The organism is Sporolactobacillus sp. CQH2019, assembly GCF_028765345.1.
In the GTDB taxonomy this organism is placed as follows: Bacteria; Bacillota; Bacilli; order Bacillales; family Sporolactobacillaceae; genus Sporolactobacillus.
Genome location: NZ_JARAJZ010000002.1, coordinates 338,901 through 356,149 on the forward strand (window position 1 = coordinate 338,901; position 17,249 = coordinate 356,149).

General features: G+C 48.0%; 19 protein-coding genes. All 19 read right to left on the reverse strand.

The window, feature by feature from the left end:
• Positions 1-2: 2 nt before the first annotated feature.
• A complete protein-coding gene (locus tag OYT88_RS04530) occupies positions 3-287 on the reverse strand; it encodes a peptidoglycan-binding domain-containing protein (RefSeq protein WP_274398208.1) in 285 nt (94 codons plus the stop codon).
• Positions 288-305: 18 nt separating this feature from the next.
• On the reverse strand, positions 306-1,553 hold the full coding sequence (locus OYT88_RS04535; RefSeq protein WP_274398209.1) for a GH25 family lysozyme: 1,248 nt from the start codon (positions 1,551-1,553) through the stop codon (positions 306-308).
• Positions 1,550-1,858, reverse strand: a complete 309-nt coding sequence (locus OYT88_RS04540) for a hypothetical protein (protein ID WP_274398210.1) — start codon at positions 1,856-1,858, stop codon at positions 1,550-1,552. Before OYT88_RS04540 ends, OYT88_RS04535 begins: the two co-directional genes overlap by 4 nt.
• Positions 1,859-1,871: 13 nt before the next feature.
• Entirely contained in the window at positions 1,872-2,087 is a 216-nt protein-coding gene (locus OYT88_RS04545; protein WP_274398211.1) for a hypothetical protein, read from the reverse strand.
• 271 nt (positions 2,088-2,358) lie between these two features.
• Positions 2,359-2,496: a hypothetical protein gene (locus OYT88_RS04550; protein WP_274398212.1), complete on the reverse strand. Its 138-nt coding sequence runs from the start codon at positions 2,494-2,496 to the stop codon at positions 2,359-2,361.
• A 38-nt stretch (positions 2,497-2,534) separates the two neighbouring features.
• Positions 2,535-2,741: a hypothetical protein gene (locus OYT88_RS04555; RefSeq protein WP_274398213.1), complete on the reverse strand. Its 207-nt coding sequence runs from the start codon at positions 2,739-2,741 to the stop codon at positions 2,535-2,537.
• Positions 2,741-5,548 carry a tail fiber domain-containing protein gene (locus tag OYT88_RS04560; RefSeq protein WP_274398214.1) on the reverse strand — a complete coding sequence of 936 codons (2,808 nt, stop codon included), beginning with the start codon at positions 5,546-5,548 and terminating at the stop codon, positions 2,741-2,743. Before OYT88_RS04560 ends, OYT88_RS04555 begins: the two co-directional genes overlap by 1 nt.
• Before the next feature lie 13 nt (positions 5,549-5,561).
• Complete coding sequence (locus OYT88_RS04565) at positions 5,562-6,977, reverse strand: phage tail spike protein (RefSeq protein ID WP_274398215.1); 1,416 nt, start codon at positions 6,975-6,977, stop codon at positions 5,562-5,564.
• 15 nt (positions 6,978-6,992) lie between these two features.
• Positions 6,993-8,573, reverse strand: coding sequence for a distal tail protein Dit (locus OYT88_RS04570; RefSeq protein ID WP_274398216.1), 1,581 nt, complete (start codon positions 8,571-8,573; stop codon positions 6,993-6,995).
• Entirely contained in the window at positions 8,570-12,649 is a 4,080-nt protein-coding gene (locus OYT88_RS04575; RefSeq protein WP_274398217.1) for a tape measure protein, read from the reverse strand. Before OYT88_RS04575 ends, OYT88_RS04570 begins: the two co-directional genes overlap by 4 nt.
• Positions 12,646-13,263, reverse strand: coding sequence for a Gp15 family bacteriophage protein (locus OYT88_RS04580; protein ID WP_274398218.1), 618 nt, complete (start codon positions 13,261-13,263; stop codon positions 12,646-12,648). The genes OYT88_RS04575 and OYT88_RS04580 overlap by 4 nt, the downstream gene beginning before the upstream one ends.
• A 6-nt stretch (positions 13,264-13,269) precedes the next feature.
• A complete protein-coding gene (locus OYT88_RS04585) occupies positions 13,270-13,710 on the reverse strand; it encodes a hypothetical protein (RefSeq protein WP_274398219.1) in 441 nt (146 codons plus the stop codon).
• A 50-nt stretch (positions 13,711-13,760) separates the two neighbouring features.
• Positions 13,761-14,459, reverse strand: a complete 699-nt coding sequence (locus tag OYT88_RS04590; protein WP_274398220.1) for a phage tail tube protein — start codon at positions 14,457-14,459, stop codon at positions 13,761-13,763.
• A gap of 12 nt (positions 14,460-14,471) precedes the next feature.
• The gene (locus tag OYT88_RS04595) at positions 14,472-14,894 is read right to left on the reverse strand and encodes a phage tail terminator protein (protein WP_274398221.1); all 423 of its coding nucleotides are present in this window, start codon (positions 14,892-14,894) and stop codon (positions 14,472-14,474) included.
• Positions 14,881-15,237, reverse strand: coding sequence for a minor capsid protein (locus OYT88_RS04600; RefSeq protein ID WP_274398222.1), 357 nt, complete (start codon positions 15,235-15,237; stop codon positions 14,881-14,883). Before OYT88_RS04600 ends, OYT88_RS04595 begins: the two co-directional genes overlap by 14 nt.
• Before the next feature lie 4 nt (positions 15,238-15,241).
• Positions 15,242-15,613 (reverse strand): putative minor capsid protein, encoded by a 372-nt coding sequence (locus OYT88_RS04605; protein WP_274398223.1) that lies wholly within the window; start codon positions 15,611-15,613, stop codon positions 15,242-15,244.
• A 9-nt stretch (positions 15,614-15,622) separates the two neighbouring features.
• Complete coding sequence (locus tag OYT88_RS04610; protein WP_274398224.1) at positions 15,623-16,060, reverse strand: head-tail connector protein; 438 nt, start codon at positions 16,058-16,060, stop codon at positions 15,623-15,625.
• A 6-nt stretch (positions 16,061-16,066) separates the two neighbouring features.
• Positions 16,067-16,321, reverse strand: coding sequence for a hypothetical protein (locus OYT88_RS04615; RefSeq protein ID WP_274398225.1), 255 nt, complete (start codon positions 16,319-16,321; stop codon positions 16,067-16,069).
• Between the two features lie 14 nt (positions 16,322-16,335).
• Complete coding sequence (locus OYT88_RS04620; RefSeq protein WP_274398226.1) at positions 16,336-17,241, reverse strand: capsid protein; 906 nt, start codon at positions 17,239-17,241, stop codon at positions 16,336-16,338.
• Positions 17,242-17,249: the final 8 nt, after the last annotated feature.

Sequence of the window (17,249 nt, forward strand, 5' to 3'; positions counted from 1 at the left end):
GATTAGTTCGCCTCTTTCAGTAAATTAAGTGCTTGAGTCAATAGAACGATTGCCTGCGCCTTCTTGTCGACGGCCGGGGTTGTTATTCCGGCTTTGGCATTCAACGCCTTCACGGTCGCGTCATCGGCATTACCGGTGACCGGCAGGCCGTTCAGCTGCTGGAAAGCCCGAATGGACACCTCGGTGGCAGATGAAAAGATACTCGTAATCGGCGTCGAGGTGCCAAGAACTTTATTCAAATTTGTTTGAAGCTGTTTGACTTCCGGAGAATTTTCTCCAAGTTTCATTTCTATCGCCCCTTATAATTAATATTTAAGTTGCTCATGTGGATAGATAGTATCGCTACGTAAGCCATTAACGGATTTAAGATGTGCTACAGTCGTCTTGAGACGGCTGGAAATCGTCCACAGGCAATCGCCCGATTTAACGGTATAAATATGAGCCGACGAGCTAACGGCAGCCTGTGCGGCTCTTGTGAGCTTCAAACGCTCGCCCGGATAGATGGTCCAGCTATGCAGGCCGTTTAGCGACATGATCGCCTGATAGGTCATATGGTGAGCGATGCCGATGCCATAAAGCGTATCGCCAGACTTTACCGTGTAGATAGCCGCCTGCGTGGTAGTCGGCTTCGGTGCGGGTGCAGGTTTCACGCCGTTCTGCAACTTGGACAACAGAGCCAAGTTTTGAGCAGCACTCCCAATGTATCCGGTGATGCCATATTCCGTCGCTAATTTGACCTGAGCGGACCATGTGCCACCAAGTCCGTGAGCCTTCATGTAATCGATCAGGCTGACAGACTTAATCGTACCCACTGTGTTATTGACCGACGCTCCGACAATGTACTTTCCCAGGTAGTCTGCCGATACATCAAACGCCCCGAACTGACTCAGCCCCGGAAATACAAAATTGTTCGTCCATTGCCACATGCCACGGCCGTTAGAAAAATTAGCCGTGATATGACTGGCATCCGGATAGTACGGATAAGCCGCAATCCACGGGGCGTAAGGCAATTGTTTCGGGATAACTCGGCTATTGTAATAGGATGAACTGGAATAGAAATCCGTCCTCCCGTAACCAAGTTTGTGAAGCTCGTTGAAGAAAGCGTTTGAATAACCGGTCAATATCGTACTATTATGCGAAAGGTTTAGATCTTCAAGATCAAGCGTTGCGTAACCGTCGGCCGTTTTTGAAAATCCGGCATATTGAGCACATTTTGCGAACCAGTCGGCCTCCTTGGCCGCTTCTGTTGTACTGGATAAAAGCCCGTAATGATAGATATTGACTCGTAGGCCCGCTGTTCTGGCGTTAGCGATGTTAACGGATGCCGCAGCATCTCGATAGGTTGTCCCCTCACTAACCTTGATGACGACGCCTTTGACCCCATACGCTCGGATCGTCTGATAAAAGCTCAATGGCAGGCCGACGCTTGAGTTGTTATTACTGACATCGACCACATCATGGTCAGGAGCGGCGGCCAGCGTCGGAACGGCAAAGGAAAGCGCCAGTCCGAGTGAAAGGACCAGCGCGATCAAGAATCGTATGAACTTTTTCAATTTTGCTCGCCTTCTTTTTCTTCATGAAAAAGTGTTTTCAGCTGTTCTTCATGCCGAATGATATTGTCCTCCGCGACGTCAAGCCGTTTGTCTTCCAGATCCAGCCGTTTATGGATACTGGCATGTTCGTCACGGCTGGTCTGCTCAAGCCTGTCGATGCTATCCGTCAGATCTTTAATCGTCTGCTTGAGCGGATCCACAATGCCATTAATTAGCTTGATAAGCGGCGTGAGGACAACATATTTAAAGATCATAATTAAACTCAAGATCGCTCCAAACAAGGCGGCCCAATATGTGGGATTCATCCTATCGTCTCCTTTATGCCGTTACCGCAGCCTGAACAGCCGGGGCAATGAGCGCCGTGATTGCATCCACCTTACCAGCCGTCGAAGAAAATTGATCGAGCGTGATCTGCACCGACCCGCTGACGTTATCCCCCGTCGTTGCGTTGTTCCCGGCGTAATACAGCCGGAATGCCGTAATGTTGCCGCTGCCATCCTTAATTGGTGTGAGATTACTCCATGTGTAAACCATTGCAATGCCTCCCTAAAAAAATTGATATAAAAATCACCTACTCTGCTAGAATGGAAGTGACTTCCAATTAGAGAGGAGGTGAACAATGATGGAATGCCCAATCTGTAAATCAGGCAATATGCAAAAAGTAACATTCGGCGAAAACGAAAATGTATTCTTGACTACCGCTATCCAAACAGCCCCCGGACAGTACAAATCAACAGGAAAGGTAATACCGGTTGAAGCGTATCGGTGCGCTAATTGTGGATTTCTGCAGATGAAAACGACTATTTTAAACTAAATAGCCAGCTATAAATTTATTAGCAGAAATTCTTGCTTTATCAGAGGAATTTTCAATTTTTGTTTGATCGACAAAAGAAATCGATTTATCCTTGTCCTCTCTAAATGAGGACACTTTTTTATTATCCATTCTTGTCACCCCCTTTAATAGCAAAATAAAAAACCGGATCATTTAACGCTTTCTTTCGGCTTGTCTGCTTTCACATTTTTTACTTGCCCGTCTGCCAACTTTTTGTTTTCCACTTCCGGCTTGTCGAGCTTTGCCCCTAACGCCTGGTTAATCGCCTGAAGTTTTGAATTTTCAACTTCGAGATTTGCAATTTTAACCGATAGAATACCAATCTGCAAGTTTAGATCATATTCAACTTTTTCCATCATGCTGCCTCCAATTTTTGTACCCTGCTTTGTAAATCGACGATCTCGGATTGTAATGTTGCCATTGCTGACTGATACAACTTGAAAAAATCCTGAGTTGCTTTGTAGTTGAAAAATATTGCATCATATATGTCAACGCCGGTTTGCGGCCAGTCTAAAATCTCCGTCGGCGTCCGGTACCCATCGCCGATAATAACCCCGGTGTGCAACTTCGGAACGCCTAATTCAACCTGTCCCCTATAGCGAAAATTGTATATGTCCATCGCATTTAAAACGTCCAGAGCATTTTCTGTCATCGGCGCGATATCCTGCTTGAGTTCCTCCGTTGAAGTCTGAGAAAGCTGTCCGCATACGATCGTGCCCCAAGCGCTATTTGCGGAATTGCGGAAATTTGTCGTGTTTGAGAAAAACCCTACCGTTGTACCATTCAACGGCTCAATCGCGCGGCCGACATAAACGCTGCGGGATACCCTGACGTCTCCACTATTTGCCAGCAGCTCAATATTCGCCGCCTGCACATAATTCGGATTGCTACTTGTACCCGAGTTGGTCAGGTAGGACATCTCCAATACGGATCCGTCAAAGGTGCTCACATATTTGTAGCTGTCGCCATCCACACCAACGGTGAAGTTAAGGGCACCAGAATAAAGAGTCATCGTCGAGTTAGGCGTATTCGGCCCATCCACAAGCCCGCTTGTGATCAACTCGCCGTTTTGCATAGAGATCGTTCGAAGGCCGAGGACGGGGTCTGTGTAACTCTGTGTGACCGTCCCGCCGACAATCACGGCCCCGGTGATCGTCCCGCTCGATGCATCGATGTTTCCGGCCAGCTTAAGGGTGCCACCTGTATCCACCTGTACGACGACGGCCCCAGACTTTGTAATCTTAAATCCATCCGCCGAGTTGACAGCTACGACCGTGCCGCCGGCTGTCGCGGTCAGGCCGTTGCTATCGATCGTGACACCCTTATAGCTTGATCCTGATTGGACGGCATTGTTGATTAGGCCCTGCACGCTACCGTCGAGAGACGCCAGAACAATTTTTTGCAAGGTCCAGTCAGATAGGGAATAACTACCGCTCGCGTCTTTGGCATTTGTGCAATAGAGCGTCGCTCCGCTCTGTGTCCAAAGGTCGCCGACATCATATGGCGGTGTCGGCTGATAGGTAAAGTTGCGAACCTTTTTTGCCGCAATAGTCTGCGCGTCCTGCGGGCTGGGCGTCCAGGGGGTGGCGGTGCCACCTGTCTCTAACTTAATCTGTGAGATCCAAACCTGAGCTGTCCCTGCGACATTTTTAAAATCCATACCTAACGGTCCAAAGTGATCAGCGTTTGAATCCGTGCTAAAAGAAAAAGTCCTTTTATACCACTGTCCGGGCGTTAATTGACCATTACTAATATCCGTTTCTAAATAACGAATGATGGAATTGCTACTGTTGTATTCGGGGAAATAAACTCTCAGCGGCTTGTCCAATGGAATATCAGTATCCGCGTTAATATATGCGAATAATGTCATTATATATTGTGTAGCGGCACTTATTGCGAGTGGAGCAGCGCTATGAACGCCATCAAATCCTGTCCCCGTTGTTGATATTTTTAGAGAATTGTTGCCATTACATAGATTAGCTGAATCAATAGAAAATACACCCGAAGCGGTTTTGGCCCATTGAGACAGGTCAGTAAATCCCGTTCCCAAGATCAGGTTAATCCCGTTTGGTCCCTGTGGCCCTTGCGCGCCTTGTGGTCCAGTCGCCCCCGTATCACCCTTTGCTCCTGTTGCACCCGTAGCCCCGGTCGCGCCTGTTGGTCCTTGAAACTTCGCCCACTTGTACTTTGTGTAGTCGGTACTGTCGGCACTGGCGAAGTCTGTATAGGTGCCGATATAAGTTTTGCCGGTTGGGTCAGTTGTGCTAAATCCGGCCGAGCCGTCAGCGCTCGTGGCATACGCAAAATGTACATAGCTGGTCTGACCGTTTGTACCGGCCGGACCTGGTACACCCTGAGCACCGTCGAGTCCATCGGCACCTTTTATAAGCGACCAAGTATACTTTGTCGGGTCGGTGCTGTCGGTCGTCGAACTGTCTGAGTAGACACCGATATAAGTCATCCCTGCTGGAGATTGAGAAAACCCCCCGCCGCTTGCATCGGTCGCATAAGCAATGTGCAAGTAGGACGGCGTTCCATCCGCTCCCACAGGCCCCTGGATTCCTTGTGCCCCTTGCGGCCCCTGAGAACCCTGCGGGGCGAAAAAAATATCATATACCTGATAAGTGCTTGCTACGGTATAAAAAGATGAATCAACATAAAAAGTCAATCCCGCAGTGACCGGTACCGTTCTTTTTAAGACGCCGTTTATATAGTATCTTACATATGCATTGTCATAAGTGATTGAAAATACGTCACCAGCGTTATAGGTTCCAAAACTTCCTTTATTAGACCCGCTTTCGTAAATCGTCGCTTGGCCTGTGGTATTCATATACCACGCATAGTCAATAGCGGCATAGTTAACACTCATTGTCGGTCGAGTGCTGATGCCCACCATAATATAATTGGTTTTGGCAGACGGTTTAAAGGAAAGAAAACATCCTCCGGTATATCCCTCCGCTGTATATGCCTGACCCGTCCAATCGCCTGGACCGGATGACTTCCAGAGCCTGCCCTGATTATCTTTAGATACCTGAGTAAGCGTGTAGTTTAACATTTGCCCCGCGTTACCCTGTGGGCCAGTAGCACCAGTCGGGCCCTGTGGCCCTTGTGCTCCGTCGTCAACGTTCGAAATTGTGATCTGTCCGCTCCCTACGACTGCCATATCGTTTCACCTCCTATATACTGATATCACACTCAAACGTCGCCTGAGTTGTGACATCGGCCGCCGTCACCGTGACCGTATTTCCTGCGGCGACATGCGCTTGTTCCCAAGCCGCATCATGCGTGCCGTTCACGTCCATTTTGTACCATACAAAGTTTTCCGGCCGCAGGTCGGACGTGATCGGCGTTTTGCCGTTATAGACACGCGCGATCAGATCTGTTGTCCCCTGACCGTTTTTAAAGGTGTTGCCATTGCTGGCCGCTAGCTCAACTTTGATATTGGACAGGTCCATACCTGATAATGTGTTTTTGACCTGCTGCTGGATCTTTTGAACCATCGTAGGAGTGACGTCTTGCAAGGGCACATAGTCACCCAGCGTCGCCTTATCCTGACTGTGATCAGAGTAAGATATATCCAGCTCTATGATGCGGGCCTGTACGGTCAGTGTCGGGTTCATATCTTTATTAACCACTCCAACGGTATCGCCAAGGCTGACCTTCTCATGTTCGTATCCGGCCATCATCTGGAGAAGAATAACCTGAGCATCATACGTTATCGTGGGCTTAGAGACGATCGCCAGCTGAACCTTTGCATCGGCCAACAAGGCCGCCGGTGTCGTCTTTTTGTCATTTGTGTAAATCTTATAAATGTACTTGTCCGAACCTGGATTAAACTGTCGATTGGCGTCGTCATTCGCGATATAATCCAACCCGTTATTTACCGATGTAATGTCGATCGGATTATTTGTCACGCTATCTGCCGCACCTTGCGGAATCAATGCCGTCGCAAAGTTATTGTCAATGTCTATGGTCCGGGTGAGGCCTTGGATATCTTTAGCATACTCAAAACGTTTACCATGATTTGTCCCCCGCTTTTGCAGAAAATCGACGTATTGATGGATGATGTGATTTCCTTGGATCTCGACGCGAAACTTGACATCACCGCTATACGTATCTGCAACGGTATGCAGGGCAGCCTGAGCCGTCGAATAGCTGTCAATTGAAAAATCAATCGAACTGATGATATCGCAAGTTCCCATTTCCCAGCCGCTATCCTGCAGGATAAACGAGAATGCATCCGCGGCCATCATGCCTGTGAAAGTATGCGGTCGGATGATCGTTCCGTTGAGGTCGAAGATGGCTTCATTCCGGGCATTCACGACAATTGTTTTTCCATTGCTGTCGAAGCCATCGGCAACATTAATCATGCGAAAAAGCTGAATATCATTGTCCATATCAACCAATGCCGCATAGTTGCCGACGACCAGGTACTGCGATTCGTCGCGGTCCGCAGGCGCTGTAAAGGTATACGTACTATCAAAATCGACCATTTTTTCTACATGCAGATCAGCCCAGAAAGGGCATGACAAACCGCCGTCATTGTCCAAGACAGCGACGACTTTTTTATCCGGTGTTAAAATATAAATCATTCATCACGCCCTCCTTTACATGTACTTCGGCCGATAGGATAGAGCAATGTCGACTTTATCCGCCGGCGCGTAGCCGATGACTTCGGTGCCAGCCTGAATGTCAAAAAAGGTACTTCCGATCAATAGCGGGGTCATAAACAACTCGCCATTTTTTAAAACTTTGTGTGCCTCGCAATCAACCATAATCTCGTCGCCGGCTGTAGCGATCACCGGTATCTCGGTTGCCCCGGGCTTGCCGCCGTCGATAATCTGATAGACCTTAATATCGGCCTGCTGATTATGATCCATGACTGCAGCCGTTCCATACGCCGCGTTATAAATCGCAACGCCGGCCAGCTTGCCGGTAAATTGATTCGATGCATCTGTCCAGGTATACGTATATTTCCATTGCGGATTATTTTTGTTGTCCCACTTGGTAATTGTTGCGGTCCAAACATTCCCGATTCGCTGGATAGACAAAATGCCGTAAAATCCATTGAATATATTTGTTGATGCAACATTTACGGGAGCTGTATATGATATCCATCGGCCATTTACTTTCTTTTTTAACGTTTCGTTTTTCTTGATCATCCAATCCTGCTGACCGGTATAGCAGATATCATGCCCCTTATCTTCCGTGCCTGCCTTAGCCTGAAAAATGGTGAAGGGATTCACAGCGTCGTTGTCTTTCAGGCAAATATACCCGATCGAATTATTATTTGCGTCAATCAGATAGATTCGGCAGACACCCATGCTCTTGTAATTTTGCGAATCAAACCATACGACCGCGTCCATGCGAAAGTCCTGCAATTGCTGAGAGCCTGATAAAAACCGCTTCAGACTCGGACCATGCCAAGCGGATCCAGTTCCGTAGTCCGCCGACTGTGTCAAGAATGCCTGTGCGCTGACTTGAAACTGTCCGGCAACCGTTCCGTTGATGTAGTTCTCGTCTGTGTTGGCCGCCCAAATAGACGAATCAGTCATCGGATCGCCGAACACGGCCGGCGTCTTATTTGCGGGTGCCTGCCCTTGATCCGGATCGATTGTACTACCGAGAAACAGATAATCATTTTTGGAATTAGTCAAAGCGAGACTCGTGATGTCAGCATTGACCTTGACATTAATAATCGGTTTGGTCGGCACCTGTCCGGACACAGGAAGCGCGACAGGCGAGGAAGTGTAGATACCGGTATCGACCTGCTCCTTATAAGAAAATGGATCGGAGCAGTGAAATTCCAAGGTCGCCGCTCCACTATAGAGTGATCGGGTGATCTGAGAATCCGTAGCAAAATGACCATAATAATCCTTATCTGCTTCATCATCGAAGATCAATTCATCGTCCTGATCGGCTGTGTCCATCAGCCAGTTTGCAATATTATGTGCCAATGTATTTCGCTCTTCATTTGAGGACGCAACGATCTTAATGTCTACCAGTATGATCCGGTGCCCGATGGATGTGCCGAAATAGACGGTTCCTTTCCTTCCCGGTATGGTCTGCTCGTTTTCGGTTGGTTCTGCAAAAATATTACGGGTGATATCAATGATCCGGATATTATAATTACGAGAATGGTCGCCGTTTAAGGAAAAACCGAATTCGTTACTTGGAAGTGCTGTCATAATATAATCCCCCAAGCCTTACTTTGATCAATCTTTTGCTTGTTTTGTATCTTAGTGACTGTTTGAGTAATAATCTTGCCATCGAGAATAGAATTGATGGTAACCGGCATGGGTTCCACTTTAACATTGACACGGCCATTCCCACCCATTCCCGATCCTCCGGCCATGGAAAAAATAGGGACATTGATCTTCGGAAGATTGGCACTGATCAATCCGCTTGCATACCGCGGAATCTTTGACAGCGGAGTAACGCGGCTTCCGGACATGAAATCATCAAAACTAGTCGGACGATTAGCCAACATGATCCGGCCGTCTTTCGTTGTAATGACTTCCGGCTCATTCTCCGCAACAACTACCTGCCCGGGAACGGAATCATCCGTTCCATTTGCATAGCCGACATATCCCCCGCCGTGTGCCATGGCTTGAATGCCCGGCACGTTTAGGATATTTCCGTAACGCTTGCGAATGTAATTGTAGGACGAGATGATGCTGTCCACCGGGTTTAATATATTGCCGAATCCCGGCATGGCATTCGCAAGAAAGGTTGATCCAATCATCTGCATGAGGCCCATGGACGGGTGACCATTTTTCGCGTTGATGTCCCACCGGTTTACGGCGTTCGGATTGCCTCCGGATTCATGCATCGCGATAGACGCCAAGCCCGACGCCCACGAAAACGGAATATGTGCGATAGAGATCGCCTGAGCAATCCAATTTTTCAATGTTCCGGAAACATGGCTTGGCAGGGCCAATAGGCCGCCGATCCAGTCATTTGCTTGCGACTTAGCCCAGTTGATTGCGAGAGAGGTTGTTTGACGGATCATGTCTCCTGCAGGTTTAGAAAACTGGCCAGGAATGGAAGCTGCCTGATTATTCAGCCCCAAGGTTTCAAATGATTTTGTGACCAAATATTTTGGCCCCTTCATCAGCCAGTTAAAAGCATTGGATAATATCCCGTCGGCATAATGCGGGACTTCGCCAAACAGCCGCCTGGTAGCTGCCGCTGAAATAACCGATGTGCCGCGGGGTAGGTTAACTAATGTCGGATGTGCGGGCGAAAAAGAAAGGCGACCATTAGGTTCAATGATCGCCTCAGGGCCTGCATTACTTCCGGTACCGTCACCAACAAGCGCAGGGCCGCCGGGGTGCCCGCCGGTTCCATAGGCATAACCTTTCGTCGCAATATCTCCCTTGCCGGTGAAGAAACCAACGATGCTTTGCCACCATCCTTTAATTTTATTCACCATTCGGCTCCATGGAGAAAGGACATTTCCAGTTTCCCAATTGACTTGATCGACATGACCCTTCGCTTGACGCTTTGCGTAAGATACTGTCATGTTAAACATATCTTTAGCTTTATCAACGGATTGATCATGTTGCTGTTTTGCGCGACTAATCACACCGTCGCGTTCATGAGTCGCATTATTTACAATATCTTCATATTGCTTTTTTGAAATAGAATGATTGACATAATACTGTTGATCAGCCCATGATTTGACGCCATTAAACTTCTGATTGGCTCGCTTGACGACTTGCTTATATTCATTATCAGCGGATGATATAGCGCCTTGTTCCTGCTTTTTCGCATTCTTGACAATCGCCGCGGCCTGCTGCGCCGAAAGGCTGCTTGCGTGGTCTCGCAGTTTTCCGAGTATGATCGTCTGCTGATTGGCACTGCTCGTCATGGACTGGACAGCATATTTATTCATCTTATCCTGCAACTTGTTGATCTGCGATTGCTCGTTTGCAGTTAAAGATCGGTGCTGTTTTGCCGCATTATTATAGATTTTTTCAATCTGTTTCTCGATACCGTTGACAGCCTTTTCTTTGTCATTCGTGCTTTTGGTCGTTTCTTTCAGAATCTGATCATATTCAGTTTTATTCGTTTTCCTCAGTCCGGCAAGCGCATTAGCCGCGCCGGACTTTGTCTTGTTAAAATTGCTAACAATCTGACTTGCCATCTGTTGGTAAGGCTTAACCAGCGTCCCGACGTTTTGCTTAGATACTTTCTGCCCGCTAACAACCAAGTTTTCCAGCTGCTTCTGCGCCGTATCTGACAGTTTCACATATTGATTGAGTGCCGACTGCGTGCTTTTGCCAATGCTTTTCCCCCAGTTGATTGATGTATTAATCAGTGGCTTTCCAAGGTTTGAAGCGTTTTTCTGAATGTAGCCGCCGAACGCCTTCCCAAATTCCTGCCCGGCATAGGATCCGGCAGCTGCACCCACGCCGGCACCAATGGCCGTACCGACACCGGGGGCGATCATGGTTCCAATCGCCGCGCCACCTGCAGCACCGCCCCATGTCCCGCCGAGCGAACCGGCCGCTGCTCCGACATGGGAACCGATCGTCTTCTGCGTCATGCCGAACAGATTAGTAAACGAACTGAGAACATCCATAATGGCAATGGTTGACCCGGCCATCTTCGTAAATGAGCCAAGGCGTGACAGCCATTTACTCCCCTTACTTGCATCGGCAACGACTGTTTCCCCTGCTGCCAATGCGCCGCCGGTTCCCTTCGCGCCTTTCGTCGGGACGGCCCCGCCAATCCCTTCGCCGGCACTCGCCGCTGCTTGTTCGGCCCCTGCTAAGTCTCCGGCACTGGCCGCCGTTAAGGAAAACTCCGACCGCAGCCGTTTCAGGCCGCCCATGACCGTATCAAAGGCAGACATAATCCCGGCGACTGTTTTGAGTACCATGATCGCTGCCACCATGCCACCGAATGCCTTACCAAAATCGATGACTGCATTGCGGTGATCCGTGAGGAATTTGACAAGGTCGGTCACTTTGCTAACGAATCCGGCTACGACTTGCCCAAGATGATTGAAATATTGATCGGCAGCGCGCGACGCGAGCCAATCTTCCAGATCCTTAAATCCTGATTTTTTCAGATCGAAGATCGGTTTCACGAATTGGCCGGCCAGACGGCCCCAGTTTGCCTGAATGGCTCGCCATAGGCCGGTTGTCGTACCCATCATGTTCTCGGTCGCGCTCTGATATTTAACGCCTAACTGCTCCATAACGGCTTCGGCATCTTGAGAAGATATTTTTCCGGCGCTCATTTCACTTCGAAGTTGGGCCATGGTCAGATGTGCGTTTTTCTGGATCTTTTGCTCATATTGCAGCAACTTCTCACCATACATCGGCAATTGATCCGTGATCATATTGAAATCGCCCAGCTGCATCCGGCCACTGGATAGCATATGCGTAAAGTTCAGCCCTAGCCGTTGCACATCAGCGCTTGACATGCCCAACGTATCGGCAAGCGTCAGGACGGCTTTGGTCAGCTTTTCGGTCCGTGGCTGATTATCAAAGACATGATAAAACTGCTGATCCAGTTCATTGACAATATCAACGCTCTGGCCGAAAGCCGTTGACATGCTATTGATCGATTGGACCATTTTCTGGCCCTTAGCAGCATTCCCGGTCAGCGTTTCCCACACGGCATTCATCTTGTCCTGGACGGCATTATATTGAATGCCTGTCTGAATCATACTGACAAAGCCATTCTTCAGTGTCGAGATGGCGCTTGTCACTCCTGCAGCGACGATTGTTCCCGCAAATACGCCCTTCATGTGGCTGTAGGCATCACTGGTCTTCTGAGCGGCCAGACGGACGCCACGTAGTTGAGCGGACGCTTCATCCTTGGCTTTAACAGTCTGAGTAATCGGATCCTTAACCGCTTTTTTAGCTTCATCATGGGCATTTTTGGCGGCATTGCCGATCTTTTTCGCACTGCTTTCAGCCGAATTGGCTGTACTACTCAGCACCGTTTTCAGATCTGAAACGGTTATTCCGTAATCTTTTGCTATCTTATTCAAATTCAAAAATTGTCCTTCGGCAGCATGCCATCGGCCATTTTTATCCTGAAATGCCCCAGAAAATGAAGAAGATATTTTCTTTGCTGTTTCATCGGCCACTTTGGACATATTACTTGCATTCTTAGAAAATTGCTTATCCATCTCTGAACCGGCATCTTTGCCCACTGATTTCAGTATTGTGTTAATCTTAGAGGCATCCGAAGAAATTGTCCTATCATCCAGCGTCACATCAATAATGACCTTGCCATCACTCATGACAATGTTCCTCCTTTCTTCGCCATATTGACTAAGTTATCGAACATCTTGTCCATCCGCGCTTCTTGCTCCTGCCGGCTTTGCTCGGGATCAAGTGTATAGATATTTTTCAGTTCAACCATGCGTTTACGCTCAGCTATTTCATATTCGCTATTTCCGGTCGGCAGTTCTGCGGAACGAATTCCGACAATTTTCATAAACTTCGTGTCGGATCGTAATCCATTAAAAAGCGCGATAAATTTTTCCCATTGCATAATGCCCTGTTGATCCAAGAGATCAATTCCGTATTCCTGAAGAAAGGACGCGAAAATATATTCCGCGTCCTTGTTAAAATCATAATATTGTGTTTGATTGGATGTCTCTTGACCGTCATCGGGCTTAGCCGTGATATATTCTTTGACAATTGCATTGACCGTTTGAACCATCGTGGGGCTGTCTGCCTCACAGTCTGGGACAAACATTTCGAAAGCCAGCATGATTTTTAACATATCATCAATCTTTTTGTCGTCCATCAGGTCATACCATCGAAGGACATTATCAAAACTAAGATCGAGATCATATTCCTGCCCATTGATTCTGATCTTATCGTCAAGAGGCTGTTTTAAACTCAGCATAAGACATCATCTATTTTTCTTGTTGTGATGCACAAATTTTGACTTGAGATCCCTGAACCGCTGTTTCCGCTCCTCTTCGCGTTTCAGGTTAATCGCCGTGGCCAGCTCTTCGACTTTATCGCGGAGATATTCAGTGGATCTCCCACATTTTTCATAGAGTTTCTGGCCCTCACCTTGTCCAAAAATGAGATCCAGAAATTCAATGCTGCCATCTCGTTGAACTTCGATCAATTCAATACTCTTCTTCGCCAGTTGATCACCGGTCGCCTTTTCATTAGCGGAAAGAGTGTCATATTCTTTCGCGACCGCTTCAAACCGTTTCCCGATATTTTCAAATGATGCGGCATATTCCTTCTGCTTGTCGTCTGAAAAATCAATTTGATACAACGTCCCGCCAAACTTGACTTCTTCTATGTTTTTATTTTCTTCAATTCCGATTTCTATCATTTTAATCATCCCTTTCGGTTATGTAAAAAATGGGGCCAAAGCCCCATGGATCATGCCGTTGTCGTCTCGTTAAGCGGAGCAGTTGGCAGAGATTCAAATCCTGTTTCATCGACCGCAGAAACCTGATAGATATAAGCCGTCGATGCCTGAAGGCCGGTGTCCGTGAACGAGTTAGTCGACGGAGAAGCAATCAGAATGCCGCTGCGATAGACGTGGTACATCGTCGCACCGGCTATAGCACCCCATGTCAAAGCAACACTATTCGCCGTCGGCGTCCCGGCTAATCCCGTCGGAGCCGTCAGGCCCGATGTCGTAGTAGGTGCACCGTTAAAGTTCAATGTGAAGCTGAATGTCTGTTTCGCGTTTGCCGCACCGCCTGCCGTGATGATTGCGGTCAGCGAAACTTGAGCGATGATAATCACACCATTTGTCTTTGTCCAGCGAAGCAATGTTTTTGCAGCATCGCCGAGTGCAAACTGTTTACTCTCTACAAAGTCCTGAGCCGGGTCACCTTCGACACGGTTTCCGGCAAAAGCCAGGGAAAAGTTCATCCCCGTCCGGTCTGTCTGCGCAAAACCTCCGCCGTCATAATATGGCGTGTTGTCTGTCGTATCACCTGGCGCCGGTGTGATTGTCTGAATGCCAGTAGCCAGCCGCAACCACTGAGCGCTAGAAACATCTGACGGATCCATTCCGCCATTCTTATCAATTTCATATCTGTTTTTATAGTTCAGGTTGAATTGGACCATTTTCTCACTCCTTTATTCGTTTAATAGCAATTCCGCTGAATAAGAGGCCACATAGACAACGCCGTGATCATCCTTCATCAGAAAATTAGGCAGGCTCGTCACCTGACCATTGATAAAATAAAAAGAACCGTTTTGGCTCTGGATACTATCATTATCCAGACCATCCACATATCGACTAATCGCCTGCAAGGTATTAACGGCTGTCAGTTGATCCGTATGCCGCACCGTGATCTGAAAGGCATACTGCTTATCCCACTGGCCGTCATAATTACAGGTCGCCTGCCCGATCGGCGTCAGCATAAAGGCGATGCCGTTCGCCGGTGTGCCGTCGGAATTCGCCGGGATGATCGGCACACTGATCTGGGCAAATAGATCGCAATTCGCTTCGAGCGCGTCGATCATGCGATCCTGAAAATCTAATTCAGTGGTTAGCAAAGTATTCATTCACCCCATTTTGAGCAGTGTCTACCCATTGCGCACCACACTGTGCCTTTGCCGCATCAAACCACCGGCCACGGGCAAGCGTGTTCTGGTCCTTTGAAAAGTTGTATTGTGGATTATAATAAAGCCGGCGCGCATAGGGCGTATCCCAAACAACTTTTCCGGTTCCCGGTTGGCTTGCTCGGATGGATGAATCACGCAGGTTGCCAGTATCGAATGGGATGAACCTGTTCGAATCCTTCAGCACTTGTTCATCCAGCGCAACCTGAGCGAATTTCTTCGCCTTATTTACCTTACCGGCAATATCCCCAAGATTGACATTCACATGAATTCCCATCTTATCACACCCTGTTTAGCTGACATTCATAATGATGCACGCCGCGTTCCGTTTGAAGAACGATCACTTTGTCGATTTGATAGGTCAGGCCGTTGAAGATAATATGATCCTTTTCCTTCGGAACAATCGCCAGATCCTGCTCAACGCCGTTGACGACTTGATTAGACGTGTAGGTATCGATATAAAGCATCGACGTGAAGTCAATCGTCTCAGACCGATTGCTGAACCGTATCTGAGAGACATCATCCACGCGCACATGAGTGATCGTGACTGGATGGCTGTCGTCCCATGTATTCCCATAACGATCATTACTGATAAGCGGAACATACTGGACCGTGTTCGGCAACATGATCGGCGGTATCGGTTTAATAAACATGGAATCACCTCAATCGTTAATCCAGCCGCCGAAATAACCATATCGGCTGTCGAATCCGGGGTTCTTGACTTCCACGCCGGCATACATGAGGCCAGTAGGCGCCAGATAGTTGATTGCGACGTCCGACCGCATCAGATTGGTTGTCGTATTAACCATAGGCGCATTCTGATAGTGGAACCCGCCGATCGACGCCGACTGAACCGTCTGCATGCCGGCCTCTGTATGGCTGCCGATCTCGTAGAAATATTCCATCTGTGCGCTGATCGCCATCAATACCTGGTTTTGAATAAAAGCAGGCAACGTGCTAAAGTCCAGCTTAGACAGATTGAAATGCGTGATCTGATCGATTGTTCGCTCGGCCGCATTAGCGATCATGTTGAACTTATCCGATTGAATCGGCGTGCCGCCATATTGATTATCATAAAAGTCTTGGCTGATCCATTTCATGGATCATCACTTCTTTGCTGATTGTGCTGCTTTGTCGCCTGCCGGTTGATCCGTTGCCGCCTTCACCGCGGCCAGTTCTTCCTGCAGTTTTTCATAGTCGGCATATGGCACTGTCTTCTGCGGCGCAGCCTTGACCACTGTGTATTGCTTTTTCTGCGGATCCAATTCGACTTCATCATATCCTTCATTAAGATAAAACGCCTCAGAAGTATCCGGGGCGTTAATGACTCTGTTATTCTTTTTAAAAATCAATGTCGCCAATTAAATGACCCCCTTTAGACTGCTGGTGTGACATTGAATTTGACCGCACCTGAGCGACGATCAAATAGGAACACATCGCAGTAGAAGTTTTCATAATACAGGAACTTTCCTTTTGAATGTGCCGATGGTTCTTCCATATTGACAAATTCATATTTCATTGGTGAGAGCACGCACCCCGGATGGCAAAGCAGCATATTGATTTGCCCTGCTGTTGGATCAGCTACAGCCCCGTTCGTGAAGTTGTAGAGCGTCTTCATACGACTCGATGGAACAACGATGATCGGCACGCCATCCAAAGCCTGCGGCGCACGGTTTAATTGCCCGTTATAAGTACCGGAATCGATAAAACGGGTAATACGATCCGATCCTTTCATCAGCTTATGCACTGCCGGTGTGACATAAAGCACCCGGCCATCATCCGGATATTCGGAGTCGTCCATTTCCATCATGTACTGGTCGAACAGATCAAGGACATTCGCCGTGGTTGGCGCGTTTGTCGTATCAATCGAAGCAGCGCCGTCCTTCGCAACTTTTTCTGAATACAGTTTAGAGATCATATACCGATCGAGTTCAGGCACTTTCTTTTCTCTGTTATATACCTGCTGAATGTTAGCGATCGATACAGCCACATTCGTTTCGTCGACATCCTGAGGGTCAACCAGCGTTGAGAATTCCCGATAGTGCGTCAGTGTCTTAGATTCATAGCTGTTATCCACATTACGCGTGAATCCGGTGATTGTATCACGGTTTACATCGGTTGCTCCGCCCGTATCAATATGCGGAATCTGCACGGTGTGTGCATTGAGGAACTTGACCATGCTGTTTGAAGCACTACCCCATAGTGCGCTGAACATCAGCGGTTTGAAGAATGCTTGGAATAGTTGCTGATTGAATATTTCAGCATAATTTAATACTGCCATGGATTAAT

Excerpts from the sequence above, each read along its gene's own strand:
- OYT88_RS04610 (WP_274398224.1), bottom strand. The coding sequence starts at position 16,060 with ATGAAATGGATCAGCCAAGACTTTTATGATAATCAATATGGCGGCACG.
- OYT88_RS04620 (WP_274398226.1), bottom strand. The coding sequence starts at position 17,241 with ATGGCAGTATTAAATTATGCTGAAATATTCAATCAGCAACTATTCCAA.
- OYT88_RS04605 (WP_274398223.1), bottom strand. The coding sequence starts at position 15,613 with ATGTTTATTAAACCGATACCGCCGATCATGTTGCCGAACACGGTCCAG.
- OYT88_RS04580 (WP_274398218.1), bottom strand. The coding sequence starts at position 13,263 with ATGCTGAGTTTAAAACAGCCTCTTGACGATAAGATCAGAATCAATGGG.
- OYT88_RS04565 (WP_274398215.1), bottom strand. The coding sequence starts at position 6,977 with ATGATTTATATTTTAACACCGGATAAAAAAGTCGTCGCTGTCTTGGAC.
- OYT88_RS04530 (WP_274398208.1), bottom strand. The coding sequence starts at position 287 with ATGAAACTTGGAGAAAATTCTCCGGAAGTCAAACAGCTTCAAACAAAT.
- OYT88_RS04540 (WP_274398210.1), bottom strand. The coding sequence starts at position 1,858 with ATGAATCCCACATATTGGGCCGCCTTGTTTGGAGCGATCTTGAGTTTA.
- OYT88_RS04585 (WP_274398219.1), bottom strand. The coding sequence starts at position 13,710 with ATGATAGAAATCGGAATTGAAGAAAATAAAAACATAGAAGAAGTCAAG.
- OYT88_RS04570 (WP_274398216.1), bottom strand. The coding sequence starts at position 8,573 with ATGACAGCACTTCCAAGTAACGAATTCGGTTTTTCCTTAAACGGCGAC.
- OYT88_RS04545 (WP_274398211.1), bottom strand. The coding sequence starts at position 2,087 with ATGGTTTACACATGGAGTAATCTCACACCAATTAAGGATGGCAGCGGC.
- OYT88_RS04550 (WP_274398212.1), bottom strand. The coding sequence starts at position 2,496 with ATGGATAATAAAAAAGTGTCCTCATTTAGAGAGGACAAGGATAAATCG.
- OYT88_RS04575 (WP_274398217.1), bottom strand. The coding sequence starts at position 12,649 with ATGAGTGATGGCAAGGTCATTATTGATGTGACGCTGGATGATAGGACA.
- OYT88_RS04590 (WP_274398220.1), bottom strand. The coding sequence starts at position 14,459 with ATGGTCCAATTCAACCTGAACTATAAAAACAGATATGAAATTGATAAG.
- OYT88_RS04555 (WP_274398213.1), bottom strand. The coding sequence starts at position 2,741 with ATGGAAAAAGTTGAATATGATCTAAACTTGCAGATTGGTATTCTATCG.
- OYT88_RS04560 (WP_274398214.1), bottom strand. The coding sequence starts at position 5,548 with ATGGCAGTCGTAGGGAGCGGACAGATCACAATTTCGAACGTTGACGAC.
- OYT88_RS04600 (WP_274398222.1), bottom strand. The coding sequence starts at position 15,237 with ATGGGAATTCATGTGAATGTCAATCTTGGGGATATTGCCGGTAAGGTA.